The organism is Paraglaciecola sp., assembly GCF_039964565.1.
GTDB lineage: Bacteria > Pseudomonadota > Gammaproteobacteria > Enterobacterales > Alteromonadaceae > Paraglaciecola.
The window spans coordinates 146,793-168,319 of the sequence record NZ_JBDVXF010000021.1; the positions used below are offsets into that span (position 1 = coordinate 146,793).

The 21,527-nt window shown below is 40.8% G+C and carries 17 protein-coding genes and 1 tRNA gene; 14 read left to right on the forward strand and 4 right to left on the reverse strand.

The window, feature by feature from the left end; genetic code table 11:
- The first annotated feature begins 152 nt into the window (after nucleotides 1-152).
- Nucleotides 153-1,262: an LPS export ABC transporter permease LptF gene (lptF, locus tag ABJK37_RS09070; protein ID WP_348352267.1), complete on the forward strand. Its 1,110-nt coding sequence runs from the start codon at nucleotides 153-155 to the stop codon at nucleotides 1,260-1,262.
- Entirely contained in the window at nucleotides 1,255-2,322 is a 1,068-nt protein-coding gene (lptG, locus tag ABJK37_RS09075; protein WP_348352269.1) for an LPS export ABC transporter permease LptG, read from the forward strand. The genes lptF and lptG overlap by 8 nt, the downstream gene beginning before the upstream one ends.
- A 207-nt stretch (nucleotides 2,323-2,529) precedes the next feature.
- Here lptG and ABJK37_RS09080 read toward each other — a convergent pair whose 3' ends face one another.
- Nucleotides 2,530-3,045, reverse strand: coding sequence for an RDD family protein (locus ABJK37_RS09080; protein ID WP_348352271.1), 516 nt, complete (start codon nucleotides 3,043-3,045; stop codon nucleotides 2,530-2,532).
- Nucleotides 3,046-3,428: 383 nt separating this feature from the next.
- On the opposite strand from ABJK37_RS09080, the gene ABJK37_RS09085 reads away from it, so the two are divergent.
- Nucleotides 3,429-4,175, forward strand: coding sequence for an SDR family oxidoreductase (locus tag ABJK37_RS09085; RefSeq protein ID WP_348352273.1), 747 nt, complete (start codon nucleotides 3,429-3,431; stop codon nucleotides 4,173-4,175).
- 213 nt (nucleotides 4,176-4,388) lie between these two features.
- Here ABJK37_RS09085 and ABJK37_RS09090 read toward each other — a convergent pair whose 3' ends face one another.
- Nucleotides 4,389-5,120 (reverse strand): FadR/GntR family transcriptional regulator, encoded by a 732-nt coding sequence (locus ABJK37_RS09090; protein ID WP_348352275.1) that lies wholly within the window; start codon nucleotides 5,118-5,120, stop codon nucleotides 4,389-4,391.
- Between the two features lie 267 nt (nucleotides 5,121-5,387).
- Between ABJK37_RS09090 and ABJK37_RS09095 the strand changes: the two genes are divergently transcribed.
- From ABJK37_RS09095 to ABJK37_RS09145, 11 genes are all read left to right on the forward strand, one after another.
- Nucleotides 5,388-8,444 (forward strand): TonB-dependent receptor, encoded by a 3,057-nt coding sequence (locus tag ABJK37_RS09095; RefSeq protein WP_348352277.1) that lies wholly within the window; start codon nucleotides 5,388-5,390, stop codon nucleotides 8,442-8,444.
- 146 nt (nucleotides 8,445-8,590) lie between these two features.
- Complete coding sequence (locus tag ABJK37_RS09100) at nucleotides 8,591-10,849, forward strand: polysaccharide lyase 6 family protein (protein ID WP_348352279.1); 2,259 nt, start codon at nucleotides 8,591-8,593, stop codon at nucleotides 10,847-10,849.
- 229 nt (nucleotides 10,850-11,078) lie between these two features.
- Nucleotides 11,079-12,380 (forward strand): MFS transporter, encoded by a 1,302-nt coding sequence (locus ABJK37_RS09105; protein ID WP_348352281.1) that lies wholly within the window; start codon nucleotides 11,079-11,081, stop codon nucleotides 12,378-12,380.
- A 59-nt stretch (nucleotides 12,381-12,439) separates the two neighbouring features.
- On the forward strand, nucleotides 12,440-13,369 hold the full coding sequence (locus tag ABJK37_RS09110; protein WP_348352283.1) for a sugar kinase: 930 nt from the start codon (nucleotides 12,440-12,442) through the stop codon (nucleotides 13,367-13,369).
- Nucleotides 13,370-13,532: 163 nt separating this feature from the next.
- Nucleotides 13,533-14,705 carry an NAD(P) transhydrogenase subunit alpha gene (locus ABJK37_RS09115; protein ID WP_348352325.1) on the forward strand — a complete coding sequence of 391 codons (1,173 nt, stop codon included), beginning with the start codon at nucleotides 13,533-13,535 and terminating at the stop codon, nucleotides 14,703-14,705.
- On the forward strand, nucleotides 14,705-14,986 hold the full coding sequence (locus tag ABJK37_RS09120; protein ID WP_348352285.1) for an NAD(P) transhydrogenase subunit alpha: 282 nt from the start codon (nucleotides 14,705-14,707) through the stop codon (nucleotides 14,984-14,986). The genes ABJK37_RS09115 and ABJK37_RS09120 overlap by 1 nt, the downstream gene beginning before the upstream one ends.
- A gap of 9 nt (nucleotides 14,987-14,995) precedes the next feature.
- Nucleotides 14,996-16,399 (forward strand): NAD(P)(+) transhydrogenase (Re/Si-specific) subunit beta, encoded by a 1,404-nt coding sequence (locus tag ABJK37_RS09125; protein ID WP_348352327.1) that lies wholly within the window; start codon nucleotides 14,996-14,998, stop codon nucleotides 16,397-16,399.
- Nucleotides 16,400-16,549: 150 nt separating this feature from the next.
- A tRNA-Leu gene (locus tag ABJK37_RS09130) sits at nucleotides 16,550-16,634 on the forward strand.
- A 175-nt stretch (nucleotides 16,635-16,809) separates the two neighbouring features.
- A complete protein-coding gene (locus tag ABJK37_RS09135) occupies nucleotides 16,810-18,057 on the forward strand; it encodes a tyrosine-type recombinase/integrase (protein WP_348352287.1) in 1,248 nt (415 codons plus the stop codon).
- A gap of 38 nt (nucleotides 18,058-18,095) precedes the next feature.
- Nucleotides 18,096-18,407 carry a hypothetical protein gene (locus ABJK37_RS09140; RefSeq protein WP_348352289.1) on the forward strand — a complete coding sequence of 104 codons (312 nt, stop codon included), beginning with the start codon at nucleotides 18,096-18,098 and terminating at the stop codon, nucleotides 18,405-18,407.
- A 505-nt stretch (nucleotides 18,408-18,912) separates the two neighbouring features.
- Nucleotides 18,913-19,806, forward strand: coding sequence for a hypothetical protein (locus tag ABJK37_RS09145; protein ID WP_348352291.1), 894 nt, complete (start codon nucleotides 18,913-18,915; stop codon nucleotides 19,804-19,806).
- 80 nt (nucleotides 19,807-19,886) lie between these two features.
- Here ABJK37_RS09145 and ABJK37_RS09150 read toward each other — a convergent pair whose 3' ends face one another.
- Nucleotides 19,887-20,780, reverse strand: coding sequence for a hypothetical protein (locus tag ABJK37_RS09150; protein WP_348352293.1), 894 nt, complete (start codon nucleotides 20,778-20,780; stop codon nucleotides 19,887-19,889).
- A 75-nt stretch (nucleotides 20,781-20,855) separates the two neighbouring features.
- Nucleotides 20,856-21,524 carry a hypothetical protein gene (locus tag ABJK37_RS09155; RefSeq protein WP_348352295.1) on the reverse strand — a complete coding sequence of 223 codons (669 nt, stop codon included), beginning with the start codon at nucleotides 21,522-21,524 and terminating at the stop codon, nucleotides 20,856-20,858.
- Between the last annotated feature and the right edge of the window lie 3 nt (nucleotides 21,525-21,527).

Consider the following 21,527-nt stretch of genomic DNA (forward strand, 5'->3'; position numbering starts at 1 on the left):
AGATTAACTTCAGCCGGACATAATCTGTAAATAAGATAGAGGCTGAGTGCTTTAAATTCGCACACTTTATAAATTAAACTTGTGAAAACGTTAAGTTTACTTAAAATTTCCCATAGTGCCACTAAAATACTACTTTTTCCCTTGGATGTGTTGTGCTGATTTTTCGCTATTTAATGAAAGAAACTTTGAAGTCTCAAGTCGCGATATTTTTGCTGTTGATGGCTATTTTTGTCACACAAAAATTTGTTAGGGTTTTGGCCGAAGCTTCAGAGGGCGAAATCCCTGCTGGATTAGTATTGGGATTTTTAGCTTTGCACATGCCGGTTTTGGCGTCATTGGTGTTACCGCTAAGTTTATTTTTGGGGATCATGTTGGCTCATGGTCGTTTGTACGTTGATAGTGAAATGAGTGTGATGCGTGCCTGTGGTGTGAGCGAATGGTACGTCACTCGCGTTATGTTAATTTTGGCTTTGATCATGTCGCTATTAACAGCGTGCCTCACTATGTGGCTAACGCCTTTGTCGGTGGAAAGCACTTATCAGCTAGAAGAAAAGGTTGGGGCGCAAAGTGGTTTGGCGAGCCTTATTCCTGGGCGTTTTCAGCAAACTGTTAATCAGCAAGCAGTTATCTTTGTACATGATATCGATAACGGTCCTAACCCCTTGAGAAAAGTATTCTTAGCGCAAAGAGACACGGACTCGGATTCTGAAAATGTGCGCATTGTGTATGCAACCAGTGGGGGCATTCAAGAACAATCAAATGGCGCACAAAAGCTGATACTGAATCAAGGTAAACAATATGAAGGTGAGGTAGGTCGGCAAGATTATAGTGTGGTTGAATTCGAAGAATATCAAATTCAAATTGCCGAACAACAAGCTGAAAAAAAACGCAGAAAATTAAGCGCCTATTCTACTAAGGTTTTAATGGAAGACTCATCTATCTATGCGTTAGCAGAGCTACATTGGCGTATTGCAATTCCACTGTCTCTACCGTTTTTGGTCCTGATTGCAGTGCCCCTTAGTGCTGCTGACCCAAGGCAAGGGCGCTTTGGAAAAATGTTCCCAGCTTTGATGCTATATCTTGGCTACTTTATGTTACTGATGGCTGGACGCAAGGCTCTGGAAGACGGCAATATTCCTCAGCAATTTGGTCTATGGTGGGTCCATGGTGTGTTATTTTCAATTGGTATTGCACTATTACTCAAAGGTAGGCCCATAGGTGTGAAAATGCGGGCTCGATTTAAAGGGGATGCTCGTGCTTAAAATACTAGATGTCTATATCGCTAAAACACTACTAGCGACAACAGCAATGAGTTTGAGTGTTTTGGTTGGTTTGAGTGCCTTAATTAAATTTATTGAGCAGATGAAACAAGTCGGTCGTGGCAGTTACGACATGACCGTTGCAGCAGTGTATGTTGTGCTGAGTTTACCTAGAGAATTGGAGCAGTTTTTCCCTATGGCTACGTTGATAGGTGGCTTGATAGGTATGGGAGTTTTGGCAAGTAACAGCGAATTGGTAGTCATGCAGGCCGCTGGGCAAAGTCGCTGGAATATCATTATTTCGGCAATGAAGTCTGCGTTGCTAATGGTGTTATTTGTTATGTTTATTGGTGAGTGGGTTGCTCCAGTCACTGAAACTAAGGCGAAAGAAATTCGTACGCAGGCTATTTCAGGGGGCAGTTTATTTGCTTCTGACAGAATAACCTGGGCAAAGGACGGTGATAACTTCGTGAGTATTGGAGAGGTGGTCGATACCAACACTTTACGTAGAGTAAATGTGTATGAATTTGACGAAAGTTTAGTGTTAAGGCAAATCACTTCTGCTCTAGAGGCGAATTATAGTGAGGACGGCTGGCAGTTAAAGCAAGTTAAATATACCTTTATAGGTGATCAGCGGATCCGTTACCAGCAACTTGAGAAAGGCGTGTGGTTGTCAACACTCACACCTGACAAGTTAGGAGTAGTGACGGTTAAGCCTGAAGCGCTATCAATCCGTGGTTTAGCTGAATACGTGAATTATCGTAACAATAACAGCTTAGATCCAAGCCGATATGAATTAGCTCTGTGGCGCAAAGTACTGCAACCTTTGTCTGTTGGTGTGATGTTGTTGATGGCATTATCTTTTATTTTTGGCCCTTTGCGCAGTGTCACTATGGGAGCTAGGGTCATTTTAGGGGTGTTAACTGGATTCGGCTTTTTTGTCAGTAATGAGGTGTTTGGGGCGTTAAGTTTGGTTTATCAATTTCCACCATTTTTAGGGGCTGCCTTACCGAGTTGCGTGTTTGCGGCTTTTTCAATATTTCTGTTAAAAAGGCAAGTTTGAACGGTAATCCAAAAGCAATGACTCAAAATTAACTCCACGTATATACCAAGCGGTTTGCAACCGCCGCGCTTGGTCAAGTGTCTGAGTTCTGCTATTTACCGCGAAATAAACATTGCCTTATACCAATCCATCCTAACAATTGTTCTCTGAGTGACTAATTGATAGGATGAATTGGTTTTAGATGAAAGTAAACAAAATGCATGAGGATTATTCCTGTATTTTTTTCCATGCTTGGTGGTGGTTGTCTTCTTTACTCAGAACCAATATTTCAGTCGCCGCTATCCTATCTTGCAACGACAGTTTTGATTTAAAATCGAACAGCACTAGCAAGGTACCTAAACCACCTAAGGAACATAACAAACGCAACAACGCGCGGCCATATCCAAAGGGCTTGTCGTTTGTGCTAAACAATCGTAGCCGCCACGCCCGCATGCCTATGGTTTGACCGCCATTACGCCAAAACCACAGAAAAAATCCCACTACCCATAACATGACCCAAATTTGAATCGTCAGTTGGTAGCCAAATGAATGTTGAATCAGATCACTAAAATGCGCATAACCTTGGTTATCCAAAATATTATTTTCTACTAATAGCATCATTGATACCAAGATAATCATTGCCGCGCACATACCTACAGCGACTGCGACCAATAGGTCATAAACCATTGCAGCGAGTCTGCGAAAGAAACTTGCTCGAGTGTGTTTAGGGGTTGTAGAAGTCACAAATAAGCCTTGAAAAATAAACCAGATGGTATCAGTAAACTAGCGCCAATATAAACTTTGAGATAAATAATATTGGTAATAAAAAGAGGTTCAATCGGTTCTAACTAAAATGTTAACAAAAGCAGTCTTCAAATTTGGCGAAGACACGTTAGGATAGTTTTTAACGCATATAAAGCAAAAAATGCAATGCACGGAAAAATGGTATGGTTTAGCTTATTGGTATTACCAAAATATATTAATTGGTTGACAATGATGTCTTGATTGGTTATTTTTGTTACATATACCTGATACTCGGCCATCCCAATAAGGTAGGGTTCCTTTTTAGTCGGCTGCCAGTGCTAGGTTAAATAATAATTATCTAAGTGGATCTAGTGGAGTGCTTTATGACAATGAAAGGCAAAGTAGCAATAGTAGCTGGTGGCGGTAGAGATATCGGCCGAGCTTGTGCAATCGAATTAGCGCAACGTGGTGCCAAGGTAGTGATTACCTACCATTCAAGTGAAATAACCGCGCAAAGTGCTGTTGCCGACATTGAAGCCTCTGGCGGCAGTGCCATAGCGCTGCAAGCCGATCTGACGGACCAGTCGAGTGTTAACGCTGTGGTTAAGACAACGCTCGATAGCTTTGGAAAAATTGACTGCCTAGTTCATGTATCTGGTGGTTTGCTGGCGCGAGTCAAAATTGCAGATATGAGTATTGAACATTGGAACAATGTTATGAACTTGAACATGACATCTTTGTTTATGATGTGTAAAGCCTGTATTCCTCATTTAGCTCCTGGTAGTTCAATCGTTACACTTGCCTCTCAGGCCGGACGAGATGGCGGCGGCGGAGGCGCTGTTGCTTACGCCACTTCTAAAGGCGCTGTGATGACCTATACTCGTGGTTTGGCCAAAGAACTCGGCCCAGACATTCGAGTCAATGGTGTGTGTCCAGGTATGATCAACACCGGATTTCACGATATATTTACGCCTGGTGATGTGCGTGAAAAAGTGGCAGGTATGACTTGTGCAAAACGGGAAGGAACGTCAGAAGAAGTAGCGAAGCTTGTAGGGTTTTTAGCTTCAGATGAGTCTTCATATATGACAGGAAACAATATTGATATAAATGGTGGAATGCTTTTCTCTTAGGCTACCTCCAAAAGAAACGATTAATAATAAAAGTAGAATATAAGCTACTGTACCCTGCAAGGCCATGTTGATACATGGCCTTTTTTATTTCCTAAGGAAAGCGTGAAGTGCGTTAACGAGTGATGGCGAGTCTAACGATACCCCAATAGCGAAATCAAGGTTTCTCTATTGGGGGGTAAAGATGATGTTTATTGAGCCTAAAAAACCCTGGGTTTAAGAAACTAAATGACTAAGGGAATATAAATCACGAGTTTGACTCGTTTGCCTTCTCACTTCTTCTAATGCCCTGGCTTCACTTGCTTCAAACAAAGCATTGATAAGTCGATTAAAATGAAGATGCATGGCGGCTCTTGCAGCTTGCGAGTCACGATTGACCAAAGCATTATAAATGGCTTTGTGTTCGTCTAACCTTTTAGAGTCACTTTGACTACACACGCCTTTATAAGCCATTTTAACAGTAGGACTCGTTTCACGCATTGCCCACAAGCTGCTTACTGCCATTAAAACTGCACTGTTGCGGGTGGCGGTTGATATAATTAAATGAAATTCTTTGTCGGCAGTTTCGGGGTGGTCGCCTTTTTCCATTTCGACTAAAGTTTGATTTAAGCGCTCAAGTTCTTCTTCTGAAATGGTAGTGGCAGCAAGGGCTGCAGCCTCACCTTCAATTAACGCTCTAGCCTGAGTCAATTCGAAGGCACTTATATTGTGCTGTACGTTTTGTTTTTTAGTATTTTCTAATACATAAACACCAGAGCCAGTTTTTACTTCTACTTTTTCAAGTACTTCAAGTGCGATGATAGCTTCACGAATGGTCGGGCGACTCACTTCAAAATTCTCAGCAAGCTCTCTTTCTGGTGGAAGTCTGCTGCCGGCAGGGAATTGTCCAGAATCAATAAGTGATTCTATCTTTTCGACAATAGTCCAAAACAGTCGCCTATTTTTCATCCTCTATACCTCTGGTTATTTATACATACGCTTATAAGCGTATGATATATCGAACTGATACATCACTGCAGCTTTTTTCACGTTATACCACAATGTTAACAAAAAACCAAATTGGTAACATTAAATAAACTATAAAAGTTATTACCAATAAAATCTATATTGGTAATAAGTGTAATGTAAAATTGGTTAATATTTGTTTGACATTGTATTTAACTATTGGTTACATTGTGCTGTCTGTACACAAAAAAGTATAATGCGAGAGCACACATGATGAAATTAAATAAAATCAGTTGCGCAATAAAAGAAGGGATGCCTAGTCGCCTTCTTTGCAAATCAGTCTATGCGTCAACGTTAGTTTGTTTGTTGGGCATGCCTGCAATGGCACAGCAAAATGACGACGCTGCAGTTGATGATACAACCGAAGTCATAGCCGTCACTGGTGTACGCAAAACCATCCAAGACTCTATCAGTATTAAAAAATTATCCACAAGTATTGTTGACGGTTTGTCTGCTGAAGATATCGGAGACCTTCCGGCTCTTTCAATTGGTGAGGCGTTAGAAACACTAACAGGAGCCTCGTCTCATAGAGAGCAAGGTGGTGCAACCGAAATTTCAATTCGTGGCTTAGGACCATTTTTAGGTAGTACTGTATTCAATGGCCGCGAAGCAGCCAACGGTAGTGGTGACCGTTCGGTTAATTTCTCGCAGTTTCCATCAGAACTTTTTAATAAGATAGCAATATACAAAACGCAAGAAGCCAGTTTAATTGAAGGTGGTGTTTCAGGTCAGATTTCGTTGGAAACCATGAAGCCTCTAGATTACGGTAAACGTCGCTTCCAAGCAGAAGTTAAAGGTAACTGGAATCCCGCAGAGAGCGACATTGATAACAGTGCTCGAGACTTTGGCTCACGTATTACCTTAAGTTTTGTGGATCAAATTGAGACAGACAAATTAGGTGACATTGGTTTTTCAATTGGTGCACAAAAGAATTTAGCCACTAACCCAGAACAAGAAGCCCGAACTACCAGTGGTTGGAGAGATTGTCGAGTAGATCCTACCACTTCAAACGGGGTGTATGACGATGGCGGTGACTGTGACAATGGCGGTATAAACAACCAAGTCGATCCCGCTACAGGTGTTTCACCTGACGCTGGCGTTCCTTATGTGTTTGTTCCTAGTTCTTATTCGTATCGCCAAAATACTACCGATGACGATAGACAGTCAATTTTTGGTGCAATTCAGTGGCGACCAAATGAGCAATTTGAAGTAAACGTTGATGCTGAATATTCTAACCGAGACTTCACCGAAATTAGAAATGATTTAGTTTTTGCAAGTAGTAGAAGGTTAGACGATCCAACGGTATCACGTGAAGGACAGTTACCGGTAGATCTGGTGATTACAGATGATGGTTCGTTAGTTTCAGGGACCTACAGACAAAGAATTGAAACCCTAAGTACTTATATTGAACGTTTAGAAGAGTACAAAGGTGGCGGTATTTCATTTATTTATGATGCCAGCGACGTATTGTCGATTAGCGCTGATTTATCTATTTCAGAAACACAACGTGAAGAAAATCTTTATCACACACGTTTGCAGTCAGAACCTAATGACATTTTAGGTAATCCTGTAGCTGGTGCAGCAGATGAAGGTTATATTAATACTGCAATTGAAATTGGCCAAAACGGTTCATTAATACCCATTATGACTGTCAGAGATTTTGATGTTACTAATCCTAATAATTTTGCGGACTCAGCGCGTACTCGTGTTGATTTAAATCAATTCCGTAATAACAAAATCACAGCTCTTAGAACGGATTTCGAATATTTGACTGATAACGAAATTATTAGTCAGCTCAAGGGTGGTTTGCGGTTTTCTAAATTGGAATTTGACAGTGCGCCTAGAGCACGGGACGAATTTACCAACAATGATGATAGTGTGATGTATGACGCTATCGCTAATTGTCAAAATAGTAGTTTTCCAGAAAGTGGATTTTTATCGGCAGTTACTGGCGGTCAACCTTTGATCACTAATCTAGATGCGGATGGTAATGTTATTGCTCAAGGTACAGGCAATGCTTTTGCCTCATTTGATCCACTGTGTCTTGCTACTGCGGTAATTGGCGGTACACCAGTTTTTCCGGAGCCTGAAGAAACCGTTGCCAATGTCGATGTAGAAGAAGAAACATTTGCAGCCTACATACAGGCCGACTACGACACTTTAATTGGTGATTATCCCGTTCGAGGTAACTTTGGCATCCGTTACGTTAAAACAGACGTTACCTCTATTGGTTTACGAGGGCCGTTAGAAACAACCATTACTGAAATCGATGGTATTCCAAGTATCACCAGCATCGACCTAGTGAGCGGCGCCGACTTAATTGCAGTAAAAGGTGGTAGTAGTTATTCAGAATTGTTACCTAGCTTTAATATGGTAATGGAGTTGAATGATGAAATCTTATTAAGAGGTGCGCTATTTAGAGCGTTATCACGACCTTCTCCTTCAGACATGGGCTTTGGCCGAGTATTCACTGGTCTAACCGACGAAAGTGAAGGGGTTGAATCCATTGACGTGGCTATAGGTACTGCCATTGCAAATGGTAATCCAAACATTAAACCATTTACTTCATGGAACGCTGATTTAGCGATCGAATGGTACCCCAACGACGATACTATCTTAGCCTTTGGTGGATATTACAAGACCTTTGAAGGTGGTTTTGAGAACGTATCAACTAATGAAACCTTTACAGTCGATGGCCAAGCGTTAGATACCTTAGTAACGGTTCAACAAACGACTGACGATACAAGCACCATATACGGTGTCGAAATGACAGCGACACATGCCTTCAGTTACCTACCTAACTTCTTGAGTAACTTTGGGGTTAAATTGAGCTACAACTGGGCTGATTCTGATTTCGAGGTAGAAGACGCTAACTTTGGTGCATCTAATATTGTTGCTGCTGACGGAACTGTCACCGAACGTATTGGACTGGTGGACTCTGCTGAGATTTTTGGCTTCTCTGAAAACGTCATGTCTGGCCAGCTTTACTATCAAGATGGTGGATTTAATGTACAGTTAATATATAAATATCGAAGCGAATATTTCCAACAATATGTCTCAACGCCAGGTAATTTAAGATACGTTGGTGACACGGGGGTTTATGAAGCGCGAGCGAGTTATAAGTTGAATAAAAACATCAAATTATCTCTAGCTGCTATTAACTTGTTTGATGAGCCTAAAAGACAATTTATCCCATCTCGTGAAAACTTTGGTGAGATTAACGTATACGGACCTCGCATTTTTGCAGGGATCCAATACAAACTATAACCAACTGGCTAGTCACTTTCGTCTAGTTAGAAAGTGGTTAGCCTAGTTATGTAACAAAATGAGCTAGCTGTAGTTTACGTACTGAGAGCTCTTTTCTATTTTTTACACTATCTAATTTCAACTAATTAGTAACAAGAGCCAATATTATGTCGCGCAGTTTTTCCTATATCGTTTTTACCTATGTAGCAATTGTGTTATTTAGCCAAAACACAATTGCTAAAGAATACTTAGTCAAAACGCCTGATGAATATAACAAAGCATCATCAGACTTACGCGCCGGTGATGAAGTTGTGCTCGCCAATGGTGTCTGGACAGATTTCGAAATTTTGTTCAAAGCAAAAGGCACTGAACAAGCCCCTATCACTTTACGGGCAGAAACCGCCGGTAAAGTTTTTTTAACTGGTTTGTCAAATTTGCGTTTAGCAGGTGAGTATCTTGTGGTGTCGGGTCTAGTCTTTAAAGATGGCTACACACCAACTGGTGAAGTGATTTCTTTCAAACAAAATGATGACAACTTGGCTAACCATAGCCGGGTCACCCAAGTGGTAATAGACAACTTTAGTAACCCAGAAAAATTTGAACAAGACAAGTGGGTGGTCATGTATGGTAAACATAACCGATTTGACCACAGTAACTTAGTAGGAAAACGTAATGCTGGCGTCACCATGGCGGTACGCTTACAAAATGAAAACAGTCAGCAGAATTATCATCGAATAGATCACAATTACTTTGGACCACGACCCATATTAGGCTCGAATGGTGGCGAAACCTTGCGAATTGGTACCAGTCATTACTCGTTAACTGACTCTTTCACTACCATTGAAAACAACTACTTTGACCGCTGTAATGGTGAAGTAGAAATTATTTCTAATAAGTCCGGTAAAAACCGTATATTGAATAATGTGTTCTTTGAGTCTCGCGGCACTCTGACACTGCGTCACGGCAATGGTAATCTAGTTGAAGGCAATGTGTTTTTTGGTAACGGAGTGGATCATACGGGCGGTATTCGAGTCATTAACCGTGATCAAATCATCCGCAATAATTATATGGAAGGCTTAACTGGATACAGATTTGGTAGTGGTTTCACGATCATGAATGGTGTCCCGAATTCAAAAATTAATCGCTATCATCAAGTTGATAATGCGCTGATTGAAAACAACACTTTAGTTAATGTTGAGCATGTTCATTTTGCAGCAGGTAGCGACGCAGAGAGAACTGCTGCTCCTATCAACAGTCAATTTCAAAATAACTTGATTTTTAACAACAACAACACCGATGGGATCAGCATTTTTGATGATATTAGTGGAGTGAAATTTACTAACAATTTAGTATCTGAAGGCATTGAACCGACCATTAAAGAAGGTTTTGAAGTCGATACAGTGACAATGCAAAGAGCAGAAAACGGTTTGTTGTATCCGCTAGGCAAAAACCAAACTGTAGGCACCGCAAAGTCTCTACAACCGATACAAAAACAACAGGTGGGTGCGAGTTATTACCCTAAGTCAGAACCTGATGTCGCCTTTGATTCTGGAAAAGTTATTCAAGTTAAACCCGCTGAAAATGCAATATTTAATGCCATTAAAAATGCCAGTTCTGGTGACGTACTGATGTTAGAAAATGGAGATTACAATATTGGTAAAGTGATTAAACTAACTAAAACTATCACGATAAAAGCCAAAAATAGAAAACACGTTACTCTCCATCCTGAGCGCTCTACTTTTGTTGATATAAATAATTCAGGTAGTTTGAAGCTAGTGAATTTAATTATCATCGGAGACCGCGCGCCCGATTCAGCTGGCAATACGCTAATACGCACGTCGCGAATTCCTATGCAACGTAACTATCGTTTAGAAATTATAGGAAGCATTATAAAAGATTTGAATGTTAATCATTCATATCACCTTTTTGATGCGGGTAACAGAAGCTTCGCTGACCACATTAAAATCGCCAATACCACCATAAGCGATATCACAGGTGATATTTTTCGACTTAATAAAGAAACGGATGATTTAGGGATTTACAACGCTGAGTACATTTATTTCAACAACAATTTAGTTGAAAATGTTGAAGGAGCGGTGGCCAAAGTATATCGAGGGGGAACTGACGAAAGTACCTTCGGACCGCACTTTATTATGCAAGGTAACGTGCTTAAAAATGTAGGTAAAGGAAAGCGCAATAAACATGCTGCGTCGGTATATCTGCATGGTGTGCAAGTAGCGCAAATCAGTGACAATAAGTGGAATGATTCAGCACTATTAGACATAGAACATACAGTAGGCGAACCAACAACGGCAGTGACCAATAATGAGTTTACCAATACTGCGGCGCCAAAAGTCGTGGAGCTTAGAGCGAAAGGGCCACACACCGCCACGCTAACCAACAATAAAATTAATATGCAAAAGTAAACATAGTTGCTAAATAACAAGACACGAGTAGTGTGGTGTAAGCCGTTTATTTAGCCAGTATTAGTGACTGATTTTGTCAAGAACCACTCAGGTTTGATTGATTCTGGATTGATAAAATTTTGCGAAATACGATGAGATGTTGAGTATTAGTTTATAAAAGCAGAAGTTTTTCTACTTGTGTAATTCTCAACGATAAGAATTTTTAGCCGAGTAAAACGAGAAAATGTATATGAAAATGAAAAATTTACGCTGGTGGGTGATCGCGTTAATCGCTCTGGCTACCGTTATAAACTATATAGACAGGCAAGCGCTGAGTGTTTTATGGCCTTATATGGGAAGTGAAATTTATCCTGAGAAAAATGCTGACGAACTCAAACAAGTTTTGGGAACGGTAAGCGTTGTATTTTTATTCTCTTATGCGATTGGTCAGGCAGTATTTGGCAAAATTTTTGATTGGATTGGCACTCGTTTAGGTTTCGTTTTATCCATTGGTGTCTGGTCTTTAGCAACAGCTTTACATGCATTTGCTCAAGGCATTTTAACTTTTAGTCTTTTCCGTGCCATTCTGGGTATGTCAGAAGCAGGTAACTGGCCGGGTGCAGCAAAAGCTAACGCCGAATGGTTTCCGAGTAAAGAGCGTGCTTTAGCCCAGGGTATTTTTAATTCGGGCGCAGCAATCGGCGGTATTATTTCGGTTCCACTTATTGCCTATTTAGCATTATTTTTTAGCTGGAAAGTTATTTTTGTTTTAATAGGCCTAGTGGGACTTTTATGGTTAATTCCATGGTTGATTTTAGTTAAAGCTCCGCCCATTAAACACCCCTGGATAACTGACGAAGAACGCGAATACATTTTAACAGGCCAGAAGACTGTTTCTACTGATGGAAACGAAGAAAAAATAAATGAATATGTCCCTAGCTATGGTGAGATGTTACGCCGTAAAGAAAGTTGGGGCGTCATAATCGCGACTGCTGCTATAGATCCCATTTGGTGGCTATTTATTGTTTGGATACCCACCTACCTTGTAGAAGTTTACAATATGGACGTTAAAGGCTTAGCCATTATTGGTTGGGTTCCGTATGTAGGTGCAATGTTTGGTGCTTGGTTTGGTGGTCTACTCTCTCAAAACCGAATTAAAGCGGGGTGGAGCGTCAACAAAACCCGTAAAGCTGTTATTGTGTTGGGTTGTTTAATCATGCTGCCTTCGTTGTTAATGTTGTCTAATCCAGGAAGTGCTAACGCTGCTGTGCTTATTATGGCTGCGATATTATTTGGTTTTCAAACATCTATTGGTAGTATTCAAACCTTACCAAGTGATATGTTAGGTAAAGACAGTGTTGGTTCGTTAGCTGGCTTCGCCGGTATGGCGGCAAAATTCTCAGCCGCAGGTTTAACTGCAATGGTGCCCATTTTGACTGCTGGCGCAAACTACCACAATGTATTCATTCTTGGTGCGGCGTTGGCTTCTATCGTGATGGTAAGTATTTTATTCCTTTGCCCTAAGATAGAGCCTTTAAAAAGTAAAGAGTAAGGGCTAATTTTAATTAAGGTTCGCAAGTTTTGGTTTGCGAACAATATCCAAGGTGTAATATGCAAAAAGTAGTGTTGTTTGGCGAATGTATGCTTGAACTTCGTCAAGCAAAAGATGGTGTAATGAAGCAGTCTTTTGCGGGTGATACCTTTAATTCGGCAGTTTATATGAAACGTATTTTTGCGCAGCAAGATATTGCTTTTATGACTGCCGTAGGGCAAGACACCATTAGCCAACAAATGGTGGAAGCATGTAGTGCAGAGGCACTAAACAACCAGCATATATTTGCTAAAAGCGAGCGCAACCCCGGAATTTATTTGGTACAAACAGATGATGAAGGCGAACGCTCGTTTTTGTATTGGCGTGATAGTTCTGCAGCTAAACAAGTTATGCAATATGTCGATCAGAAGGCTATAGACGCGCTTTGCAACGCTGACCTGTTTTTCTTTTCAGGTATTTCCTTAGCAGTACTAGAGTCTCAAGACAGAGAAGCGTTTTGGGCGATGTTGTCGCAGCTAAAAGAAGCGGGTGTAAAAATCGGTTTTGATCCAAATTATCGCCCTCGCTTATGGAATGGCCCCGATGAAGCAAAAGCAGAGTTCGCTAAAGCGTATGCTGCAAGCGACATTATGTTGCCTGGGGTTGACGATTTTAAACAGCTTTATAACATTGAAACCTTAGAAGATATTTTAGCGTTTTGTAAGCCGTATGCTATTAACGAACTGGTGCTTAAAAATGGCCCAGAGAGCGTTTATTGTCAGTTAGATGGTCAGCTCACCCATGTTGCCATTACACCCGTATCGAATGTTGTGGATACTACCTCTGCAGGCGATTCCTTTAATGGGGTTTATTTAGGCTCCAGATTAGCTGGCGGTGATGTTACCTCATCTGTTGAACTAGCAGCCGCTTCGGCGGCTATCGTTATCCAGCATCCTGGTGCCATTGCGCCAAGTAATGCATTCGATAAAATTCATTCAGCTGTAAAGTAGCTGTAGCAACTTTCTACAAGCCACCACACTTTCAATGTAGCTGGTGGCTTTTTTATGCCCTGTCAAAAGACTCCAATATCATATTGAACATAAACACTGTGAATTTACATTCCATTATTAAATAAGACATATTTATTACATGGCATTAAATTTTGAGGTGTTTATGACGATTCTGGTGTTCCCTGCTGAGCTAAAATCACAGGAAAAGCGTTGCGCTGTGTTACCTGTTAACGTTAAAGCGTACAAATTATTAGGGGCCACCGTGCAGGTGCAAGCGGGTATTGGTGCAGCTATTCATGTAACTGATGAAGAATACGCTGAAGCTGGCGCTGACATTGTAACAAGTCGCAGTGAACTACTAAGCAATGCTGATATTGTATTGAGTTTGCACAAGTTAAGTGTCGATGAATTAGCGCATTTAAAACCTAGCACAATGATAGTGAGCTACCTCGACCCCTTCAATGAAAGGGACTTTGTGACTCGCTTATGTGATAAACACATCACTAGTATCAGCATGGAAATGATCCCGCGTATTAGCCGTTGTCAGAAAATGGACGCGCTAAGTTCTCAAGCCAGTTTGGCAGGTTACGTAATGGTCATGCAAGCAGCCAATCAACTGAACAATGTTTTACCAATGATGATGACTCCTGCAGGTACCCTTAAGCCTGCTAAAGTTTTTGTAATTGGAGCGGGTGTCGCAGGTTTACAGGCTATAGCGACAGCAAAAAGGCTAGGTGCAAGTGTTACTGCTTTCGATACGCGCACTGTAGTAGCTGAACAAGTTCATTCATTAGGCGCTAAGTTTTTAGATATCGATTTAGGCGAAACCGGCGAAACCGGGCAGGGCTATGCTCAGGCTTTAACGCCCGAGCAAATGCAAATACAGCAGCGTGAACAAGCTAAATGTATCGCCGATTCAGACATAGTCATCACCACAGCGCAATTATTTGGGCGCAAACCACCGCAACTTATTAATCTGCCAACAGTAGAGTCTATGCAAGCCGGAAGTGTGATAGTGGACATGGCCGCTGAAAATGGTGGCAACGTAGAAGGCTCCATTGCAGGTGAGGTCATTACGCACAATGGTGTGACCATTATTGGCACTGGCAGTTGGGCCAACGGAGTCGCAAAACACGCGACGCAAATGTATGCCAACAATTTATTCAATCTAGTCAGTGAGTTTTGGCACAAAGAAGACAACACTTTTAGTTTAGATCTCGAAGACGAAGTGCAATCTGGCTGTATCGTTACCTATCAAGGGCAAGTTGTTAACGCCATGCTGCAGTCTATCTATGCTGAAAATCATTCATCAACAGACCAAAAAGAGGAAGCCTAATGGACGCCGTATATTTACTGTTTATTTTACTACTGTCGATTTTTGTTGGTTTTGAACTGATCCAAAAGGTACCCGCGACCTTGCATACTCCGTTAATGTCTGGTGCCAATGCGATATCTGGTATCACAGTTGTCGGGGCGCTAGCCTTAGCGGGAAGCGAAACTATGGGTGAATATGCTGCTTATCTTGGTGCATTCGCGGTTTTTTTGGCAACTATAAATGTTGTGGGTGGGTATTTGGTGACCGACCGCATGCTCGCAATGTTTAAGAAAAAGCAGTAGAGAATTATGATGATAGAAGCAACCACAACCGACTTGTTGATCAACTTCAGTTATGTGCTAGCTGCGGCACTATTTATTTTTGGACTCAAGTTGTTAGGGCATCCTTCTTCTGCTCGCAAAGGCAACTTGCTGTCTGCAATTGCGATGCTGATCGCCATAGTTGTAACTATGTTCGACAATAATATTGTTAGTTTTCAAATGATAGCTATAGCGATGTTAGCGGGCAGCATTCTCGGTGTATTTGCCGCTAGAATGGTCGCCATGACAGCCATGCCCGAAATGGTATCTTTACTAAATGGCATAGGTGGGCTTGCCAGTCTATTTGTTGCTTGGGCAACGGTTGCGGGTAGCAGTGAATACAGCGTTTTCACTATGATAGTCACTTTTTTAGCCTTATTAATAGGTGGCGTAACCTTTTCTGGCAGCCTGATCGCATGGGCAAAACTTAGCGAGCGCATTACCGGGCGCTCGGTCACCTTTTCTGGGCAAGTGGTGTTTAATAGCTTGTTGGTATTAGTCATTATTTTCGTTGCTTATTTGTTTGTGGCACAACCTACAATGCTAGCTGGTGTGAACATTGATTTTAATGTGGTGTTATATGCGGCTATGGCTTTGGCGCTTTTGTTTGGCATCATGCTGGTATTACCCATTGGCGGGGCCGATATGCCAGTGGTTATTTCATTGCTTAATTCCTATTCTGGACTCGCCGCCTGTGCTGCCGGATTTGCGTTGCACAACAACATCTTGATCGTCGCCGGTTCGCTGGTAGGCGCGAGTGGTATTATTTTGACCAACATTATGTGTAAAGCAATGAACCGTTCTTTAAGCAACGTGTTATTCAGTGGTTTTATGCCCGCAACTAAAACCAATATGGTGATAGAAGGAGAAGTCAAACCGCTATCGGCCGATGATGCCTATTACGTGCTCGAAGCCGCACAATCTGTTGTGGTTATTCCAGGTTACGGAATGGCGGTTGCCCAAGCGCAGCACGCTATGAAAGAACTACAACAATTATTAGAAGAAAACGGCGCTGAAGTGGCCTACGCAATTCATCCAGTCGCAGGCAGAATGCCAGGGCACATGAATGTATTGCTAGCGGAAGCCGATGTTTCATATGAGCAACTGTTTGAAATGGACGAAATCAATAAACGTATCCAAAATTTCGATGTGGCTATGGTCATTGGCGCCAACGACGTAGTGAACCCTGCGGCGAGAGAAATGAAAGGCAGCCCGATTTACGGTATGCCGGTCATTAATGCTGACCTTGCGAAAAATGTCTTTGTGCTAAAACGCGGTATGGCCTCGGGATTTGCCGGCATCGACAACCCACTGTTTTTTAAACCTAACTGTCGCATGATTTTTGGTGACGCGAAAGAAACCTTAGGCTCGATGATCAGACAATTTTCTGATTAACGACGCAGTAAATGCTTGCTGACAACAAGGCTGATTAAAAACTCAGCAATGAGTCATGATAATGTCACAAAAAACTTGCAAGCAAGGCGTTGCTCGCTATAATGCTCGCCTCTTGAAGATTGCGTGATGTAACCTTTAAGTTTATACGAAGCCAGTGTGATGGAATTGGTAGACATGACGGATTCAAAATCCGTTGCAGCAATGCGTGGCGGTTCGAGTCCGCCCACTGGTACCACTTTGCAAATACTAAGACGTCCTAATACGTCCAAAAACGCTAAAAAGTTAAGATTAATCAAGTGTTACAGGCGGTTTTGATGTCCTGCAATGTTCTAAGACGGACTGTAATTTCCTAGATTTTTAGTAACGCATTTGGTAACGTGATTTAAATATTCATAATTCACGTTACTAAAATGGCCAAAAAAGTAATACCTCTTAACTTTAATCAGATAGATAAAGCCAAGCCCAAAGAAAAGGAATATAACCTTTCAGACGGTGACGGTTTGATGCTTAGAGTGCTGCCCAGTGGCTCTAAGAAGTGGTACTTTAATTACACCCAACCTCATACTAAAAAGCGCAAAGCCCTTACTTTTGGGGCGTTCCCGAAGATAACTCTAGCTGATGCAAGAAATCAAAGAGCTAAATATCATGCGTTACTTGCTTCTGAAATCGACATAATTGTACACAGAGCCAAACAAGCTAAACAGGCCAAAGCTGAAAAACTAGATACTTTTCGTTTAGTCGCGGCGCAATGGTTCGCACTAAAAAAAGATGACTTAGCTATTAGTTCCTTCAACAAACTCGTACGTTACTTTGAAAAAGACGTTTACCCCGTTATTGGTGATCACTCAATCAAAGAAATTACAGCGCCCGATGGTATTGAAGTGCTTAACGCTATCATTGAGCGTGGTAGTTATGAAATCACCCGTAAAGTGGGCAGAGCCTTAAACAGCGTTATGACCTTTGCGGTAAATACAGGCTTAGCACCTCATAACCCATTGGCTGGTATAAAAGCAGTGATACCCAAAACCCAAGAAGTGAATAGACCCAGCCTAGAGCCTCACGAATTACCAGAGCTTATGAAGGCCGTCCAGTACTCCAATGCTAGAGTAACCACTCGATGTTTAATTGAGTTTCAGTTGCATACCATGGTTAGACCCAGAGAGGCAGCAGAGGCCGAATGGTCAGAGCTCGATTGTATCAATCAAGTTTGGGTGATACCTGCCCAGCGCATGAAAATGAAAAAAGAACATAAAATCCCGTTAACTGAACAGGTACTTGAATTACTAAGCCTAATGAAACCAATTAACGGGCATAGAAAACATATATTTGCATCACACATTACCCCTACAAAACCAGTTAATGCTGAGACAGCAAACAAAGCATTACGTGATATGGGCTTTGCTGGGCGATTAGTAGCTCACGGAATGAGAGCATTAGCATCAACCATATTAAACGAACAGGGTTTTGACTCCGATATTGTTGAGACAGCCTTAGCCCATAAAGACAGTGATAAAATAAGAGCCGCTTATAATCGCTCGAAGTATATGGAACGCAGAAAGATAATGATGTGCTGGTGGTCTGAACATATAGAGCAAGCTGCTACAGGTAATATGAGCCTTGCCAATGCAAGACAGGCTTTAAGAATTGTTAACCAGTAACCAACCTTTAGCAAAGAGATGGATAACGTGAGGCAATAATGGACTACCAAAAAAGCAGCGAAGAAGGAAAGCGAGTAACTATAGAAACGGTACACGGAGGCGATAGAATAGCTGCGCATTTATTCGTTATTCCTGGCGGTTTTGTTTTTGCAGATATTGGATGGAACGAACCATTAGGATCCGGTCATCCATTCCACATAGTCGAATGCGAACTAACAAACTTTGGTTACATCGACAAAGAGAATAGGCGGCTAGATATTTATGTGGAAGAAATAGAAATACCAGGCAGAGGCGATCGTGAAAAATGTTGGGGCCGGATCCAAGAGTTCATGAAATCAATGAATAATTAACTCAAGCCTATATTAAAATAATGCGTACACCGAACAACTCTGAAAAAATATTAATGTAGAAATGCTGACCGAAGACAATACCGAGCGAACTGATCAATAACTAAAAGAGTTGGCTCCAGTTGGGGATATTGATGTGCTAAAAAACGGTAAAAAAACGTAAAGCAATATAGTAAAAAACGAAGTTGCTATGTGAAAGTACAGCACGAACAGCAACCAGCAAAGCAACCAAGTTAAGCCCGTATAAAACAAGCGGTAGAGGCGAAACAGCAACCAGCACATCAACCAATGCCTAGACCTTCTCTTCCAAAATGTTAAGTGTATGCGCTGGTAATGTTCACTCGCCACTTTTATAACCTCAGAAGTATTAGAAAACATAGGTGATGTTAATTTAGTGATACATTTTGTAAAAGCAGCCGCAACAAACGTATAACTGGAGTTCAGCGAATAACAATAACAAATGTATTTGATGAGTCCCGCCATTTATAAAAAGCGTAAGGAGAACTGTATGATAAATAAAATGGATATTTGTAATAAAACCAACGTCTATTCTTGGGGAGTCAAAATTGATTTCATAATTAATAGTCGAGGTGGTTTTTTGGATGTAGATGAATCCAGCTTTTCACTACTCTGGCATCATGACTTAATATTGACTGTGGAGCCTAGAAAAATTCACCCTCAACTCGCCGATGCGGGTTCCAAAGGCTTTAGGTTGGTTATAAATGCAACTGACACTGCTAGCGAAGCTGAAAATGTAGGGGCAAAAGTAGCATATTCATTGTTAGATTTCTGTATTCAAAGGCGGTGGGGAGTAGAACTTTCTTGGCCTGACTCCTCCCTTCCTTGCCGAGTTATTGACCGAACAACAGGTCCAGGGATGACATGTCAGGCTTTTGGTTCCACGACTATTCAAGTAAAAGTTGCAGAGTTTGCAAATGCTTTAGAGAGTTCATTTTCACACCATGACAAAATTCCTTATTCGTTGTTATTGTCTATGGAGTTGTACGCATCTTCTCATTTTGAAAATAATCACCGTTCCAAGTTAATAATGATAATGAGCTCACTAGAAGCTTTAGCAAGTCAAAAGGATTTTGCAGACAAACTTGGTTCAACTATAAAAAATTTAAAAGAAGTAATTAAAAAATCTGCAATTCAAGATGAACGTTTAAAGAACTCTTTAATGGGACAAATAGATAACCTTAAAAGAGAATCTGTTCGCAGTGCTATTCAACGATTGCTTAAAGACAATCAAATTGGTGAAGAAGATATAAAGTTTGTAGATCAAGCATATTCTGCAAGAAGTAAAATAGTACATGAAGGACAAAGAGTTCCTGAACTAAGTATATTAAACAGTAAACTAGAAAACGTACTCATATCAGTTTATAAATACATATCTGGCTAGAGTACTTGTTCGCCTAACAAGCTGTTAAACAAGGATAAAAATATTTGGCTTTTTCTTCTTTTAAACGACTTGTTACAAGTTTACTTGATATCCTGTTGGCTAAGTTTAGGTACCAAGGATTCAAACAATGCGTTATCTAAATAAGGAATGTATTCCGTGTGGCGTGAGTAGCTAAAACCTGGAATATTGGATTCTTTAGAAAAATAATGCATCGTTGCGCTTTCGCATAGAACACCTAGGCATTTATTAGTCATTCCAGCTTTCAGCTTTTCAAGTTTCTGTCTTACGAAATTGTTTGAAACCCCTCTATGAATTGCTGTTGTCGCCGACATGGAGTCAGGATGAAACATATTTGTTTTTGGTAATAGATCTGTCACATTGATTGCTACCAAGCCTTTTACTTTACTTGATTTGTGTAATCGAACCCTTTGAACAATTTGTTTATTTGCTTTTTTAACATTTTTATCTATTTTGTTTTCAGATTTGATACGCTTACACTCTACAAACAATGTTCCATCAACTCCTAGGTCAACGACTACATCACAAATCCCTGTCAATGAAACAGGAAAACCTGCATTAATAAAGCGACATGCCACTGACAATTCAAATAAAAAGTCCCTAGCTTGATCATTATCAGTATTCGCCCGAAATTCGTGCCCGGAAATAACTTTTTTTATTTGTTCCAAAAATTCAGAGGATTTGATTAACTTTAAGTTATTGTAAACTCTGATTATCTCATTGACTTCTATATAAGCATTATCGAATGCTCTTTTAAATGTTAATAGCTCATCATTATCATTTTGAAGTGATGAACTTTTTGTCATATCAATAAAATTATCAATGTGTTTTTTATACAATCCATATCTCTTTTTTGAATAAGAAAAACCCAATTCATTAAACCAGTCACATACCTCATCGTACATATTAATTACATCTTCAAATTGATGTACAAAATACTCAGGGCGATTATCCATGAAACTATCCTAACCTTATAACGCTGCGCTTTGCGGAAAACGAGCATAGTGGGAGATTCCAACAATAGCGATTTGTTAGGCCCGTAAACACTGTAATTTATGCCATTCATAATACGAGCTGCTGCCATTCCAGTTCCTCACGTCATGATCTTCCAACGATCTTACTGCCGCTTCAAGATGCGCGTGTCCTTTCCTTATTTTCTTAGGGTTACAGACTACTCTCCCATCTTCGACGTAAATATAGTGGCCTTCATAGAGTGCGTCGCATCCAAGAGTACACATCAATGTTGCTATATTATCGAAGTCTAGTTTTTCGTTGTTGGAGCATTTTGAACGAACTTTGATGTGAGCCGCTATGAGCAAATCATGTGGTAATGAGCGACTACAAATTGTACAAGAGCCTGTTAATTTCCCTTTTAGTAAGTATGCTCGCAGGAAAGCCTGCTCTCTTCTTCTTGTTGAGGTCGATTCAGGATCCAAATCAGTCGCGCGTATAATAGCTGGAAGCAGAGTTTTCGGAGTTGGAGGGGTAGTATTTTCCTCTTCAAATTTAATACTCGCTGGCGTAATTATAGAAGGTGCATTATTGCTGTCCTCTGCTTTTAGTCTTGCACCATATCCAGACCGAACGAGTGCTTCAAGCTCATTAAGAGTTTCGACCTTAATGTAATCCTTTTCAAACCTTGATGTACTTGCTACATAATATTTGCCTTCGTGAAGATGGGGGATGAGTAGTTTTCCCATATC

What these genes read in the sequence shown, in the direction of transcription:
- ABJK37_RS09135 (WP_348352287.1), top strand. Translation starts at nt 16,810, where the DNA reads ATGGCCAAAAAAGTAATACCTCTTAACTTTAATCAGATAGATAAAGCC.
- ABJK37_RS09115 (WP_348352325.1), top strand. Translation starts at nt 13,533, where the DNA reads ATGACGATTCTGGTGTTCCCTGCTGAGCTAAAATCACAGGAAAAGCGT.
- ABJK37_RS09145 (WP_348352291.1), top strand. Translation starts at nt 18,913, where the DNA reads ATGATAAATAAAATGGATATTTGTAATAAAACCAACGTCTATTCTTGG.
- ABJK37_RS09150 (WP_348352293.1), bottom strand. Translation starts at nt 20,780, where the DNA reads ATGGATAATCGCCCTGAGTATTTTGTACATCAATTTGAAGATGTAATT.
- ABJK37_RS09090 (WP_348352275.1), bottom strand. Translation starts at nt 5,120, where the DNA reads ATGAAAAATAGGCGACTGTTTTGGACTATTGTCGAAAAGATAGAATCA.
- ABJK37_RS09140 (WP_348352289.1), top strand. Translation starts at nt 18,096, where the DNA reads ATGGACTACCAAAAAAGCAGCGAAGAAGGAAAGCGAGTAACTATAGAA.
- ABJK37_RS09110 (WP_348352283.1), top strand. Translation starts at nt 12,440, where the DNA reads ATGCAAAAAGTAGTGTTGTTTGGCGAATGTATGCTTGAACTTCGTCAA.
- ABJK37_RS09105 (WP_348352281.1), top strand. Translation starts at nt 11,079, where the DNA reads ATGAAAATGAAAAATTTACGCTGGTGGGTGATCGCGTTAATCGCTCTG.
- ABJK37_RS09155 (WP_348352295.1), bottom strand. Translation starts at nt 21,524, where the DNA reads ATGGGAAAACTACTCATCCCCCATCTTCACGAAGGCAAATATTATGTA.
- ABJK37_RS09125 (WP_348352327.1), top strand. Translation starts at nt 14,996, where the DNA reads ATGATAGAAGCAACCACAACCGACTTGTTGATCAACTTCAGTTATGTG.
- ABJK37_RS09120 (WP_348352285.1), top strand. Translation starts at nt 14,705, where the DNA reads ATGGACGCCGTATATTTACTGTTTATTTTACTACTGTCGATTTTTGTT.
- ABJK37_RS09095 (WP_348352277.1), top strand. Translation starts at nt 5,388, where the DNA reads ATGATGAAATTAAATAAAATCAGTTGCGCAATAAAAGAAGGGATGCCT.
- ABJK37_RS09085 (WP_348352273.1), top strand. Translation starts at nt 3,429, where the DNA reads ATGACAATGAAAGGCAAAGTAGCAATAGTAGCTGGTGGCGGTAGAGAT.
- ABJK37_RS09100 (WP_348352279.1), top strand. Translation starts at nt 8,591, where the DNA reads ATGTCGCGCAGTTTTTCCTATATCGTTTTTACCTATGTAGCAATTGTG.